This is a genomic window from Streptomyces sp. NPDC058157 (genome assembly GCF_042884105.1).
GTDB lineage: Bacteria > Actinomycetota > Actinomycetes > Streptomycetales > Streptomycetaceae > Streptomyces.
Map to the genome: position 1 here is coordinate 1 of NZ_JBHVUQ010000386.1, position 2,534 is coordinate 2,534.

Annotated in this window: 2 protein-coding genes; one reads left to right on the forward strand and one right to left on the reverse strand. The window is 71.8% G+C overall.

The features are described from left to right. Positions 1-714: 714 nt before the first annotated feature. Complete coding sequence (locus ACFVXK_RS38105) at positions 715-1,296, forward strand: M23 family metallopeptidase (protein ID WP_389621830.1); 582 nt, start codon at positions 715-717, stop codon at positions 1,294-1,296. 10 nt (positions 1,297-1,306) lie between these two features. Here ACFVXK_RS38105 and ACFVXK_RS38110 read toward each other — a convergent pair whose 3' ends face one another. Next, entirely contained in the window at positions 1,307-2,392 is a 1,086-nt protein-coding gene (locus tag ACFVXK_RS38110; protein WP_389621833.1) for a LamG-like jellyroll fold domain-containing protein, read from the reverse strand. Between the last annotated feature and the right edge of the window lie 142 nt (positions 2,393-2,534).

Here is a 2,534-nt window from a genome sequence, read left to right on the forward strand (position 1 = left end):
GTCAAGGGCGCTCCTTCGTCGCGTCGCTTCGCGATGTCGCTGCGCTCCACCCTTGACAGGCCGTCCCGGCCCGGAAAGACACGGACTGTCGGGAAGCCCCCAGAGGAACGGTCCGGTCCAGAGTCGGAGATTCGGCGGGATCAGCAGACCAGGCGGCCGGGCCGGGGCCGGCAGACCGGGCATCCGGGCCCCCGTATCCGGCCCCGGGGCACGGGCGCGGCCATCCCGCCCCAGATCGCTACGCGCTCCTCCCGTCCCGGCGCCTGCCGACCGCCTGGGCTCGCTGCTGTCGCCGGATGCCGACGGAAAGACCATCTGGCGACCTCAGGCGCCCCAGATCGCTACGCGCTCCTCCCGTCTCGGCGCCTGCCGGCCGTCTGGGGCTGATACCTGCACCCGATGGCGAACGGAGCGTCCTGCGGAGCGCCCGGGCATCCCGGGGGCGGTGACAAGCCGCACAGAACAAAACGGACCTACTAGGCGTACTCGTAGGGTTCGGCGTCCGAAATGTCCAGGCGTCCCGGCTGGATGGGCGGCGTCAACGGGGTCGGTGGGCGGGGTTCGGCTACGAGGCGGGGTAGTAAATCGGGTGTTTGGGGAAGGGAGGGGGCGCGGGTTACCAAGGTGGGGCAAGCCCGGCAGTGACGGCTCAGGCCGCCGTGCCGGGATCTTTCTTGCCCCCATGCCCTTGTCCCCGGCCCCGGAGGTCCCCGCATGTCCGCGAAGCGCGTCAGCACCCGTCGTACCCGTACCGCCCTCGCCGCCACCGCCCTCGGTGCGACGCTGGCCCTCGGGGCCGGGACGACCGCCGCCTTCGCCGACGAGACCCCCACCGTCGTGTCCGCCGTCCAGGCCCAGGCCGCCGCCGTGAAGGCCGGCCTGTGGGAGAAGCCGGTCGCGAGCTACACGCTCTCCGCGACCTTCGGCAAGGGCGGCAGCATGTGGGCCCACAAGCACTCCGGCCAGGACTTCGCCGTCCCCGTCGGCACCCCGGTGCACGCCGCCTCCGCCGGCACCGTCGTCAAGGCCGGCCCCAACGGCGGCGGTGACGGCCCGGCCTACGGCAACGCCATCGTGATCAAGCACGCCGACAACACGTACTCCCAGTACGCGCACCTGTCGAAGATCCTCGTCCAGGTGGGCCAGAAGGTCACCCTGGACCAGAAGATCGCGCTCTCCGGCAACACCGGGAACTCCAGCGGTCCGCACCTGCACTTCGAGATCCGCACCACCCCGAACTACGGCTCCGCGATCGACCCGGTGGCCTTCCTGCGCAAGGCCGGCATCACCGTCTGATCCTCCCGGCTCAGACGAGCCAGGCGTGGACCGGCTTGGTCCTGCCCGGCTTGTTGTTCTTCAGGGCCGTGATCTGCTCCTGGTTGACGGCCTGGTCGAAGATCCGGATGTGGTCGAGCGCCCCCTCCCACGCGGCGCTCCAGATCCCGTGGTGGCGGGCCCGGCCGAGCTGGACCGGGCCGGGGCCCGCCCAGATGCCGGAGACCTGCGCCTGGCCGGCCTGCTTGTCGTCCACCCAGAGGGCGATGGTCTTCTTCTCCGCGTCGTAGGTGCCCGTGAGCAGGGCCCACTTCTTCGTGGTGTCCACGTTGTCCACGACGACCTGCTGGGCCGTGGCCGCCTGGCCCTTGTCCCCGGTCTGCACCCGGAACACCCAGGCCTTCTTGCCGCTGACGACTTCGAAGCCCAGCTCGAAGGAGTACGAGTCCCCGTCGCCCTGGCTGATCGCCATGTGCGAGCCGCCCTCGGTCGTGTTGTAGACGCGGGTGGAGACGCTGAAGCTCTTGGTGACGTCCACGGCCGCCTCGGCGCCCTGCGCGTACGAGTCCGGGGTGCCCTTGAAGCGGACCTCGGTGCGCATGGACAGCTCGCCCAGTGAGGCGCCCGGGCCCAGGGCGATGCCGGTCTTGCCGTTGTAGTCGCGCAGCACGTTCGGCTCGCCGGGGACGGTCGGGTAGTCGTCGTCGGGGTTGTGGGTGGGGGACTTCGCCGCGCCCGAGGGGCTGGGGGAGCCCGAGGCGGAGACGGCCGGCTTGTCGGCCGGCTTGCCGTCGTCCATCAGGAAGAACGCCGTGCCCGCCGCGACGAGGACCACCGCGAGCGCGCCGCCGCCGATGACCAGCGTCCGGCGCTTGCGCCGCTGGGCCTCGGAGGCGTCGGCCATCGCCTGCCAGTCCGGGGTGGGAGCGCTGTTGAAGGTCTCGGGTATCGGCGGCGGGAACGTTTCCTCCGCCGTCGGCGGCGGCCCGAAGCCCTGCCCCTGCTGCCCGGCCGCCGGCTCCGGCTGGTAGGGGTTGGACGGCCCGGGCTGTGGATAGCCGTACCCGCCGGAGGCGGGGGGCTGGGGGCTGTGCGGGCGATCCATACCGTCAGTCATGGCACGGATGCTAGAACATCCCCGCGAACCCGCGCCCCCCGCCTGCGCAGGACGCCCGGCCGGGGGCGGGGACGGGGTGGGGTGTCGTCCGGGGCTGAAACGAGATGACTTCGGCGCCCTGGGGAGCCGCACATCCCTGATC

Bases quoted from the DNA above. Each gene is read 5' to 3' on its own strand.
- ACFVXK_RS38105 (WP_389621830.1), top strand. From the start codon at position 715: ATGTCCGCGAAGCGCGTCAGCACCCGTCGTACCCGTACCGCCCTCGCC.
- ACFVXK_RS38110 (WP_389621833.1), bottom strand. From the start codon at position 2,392: ATGACTGACGGTATGGATCGCCCGCACAGCCCCCAGCCCCCCGCCTCC.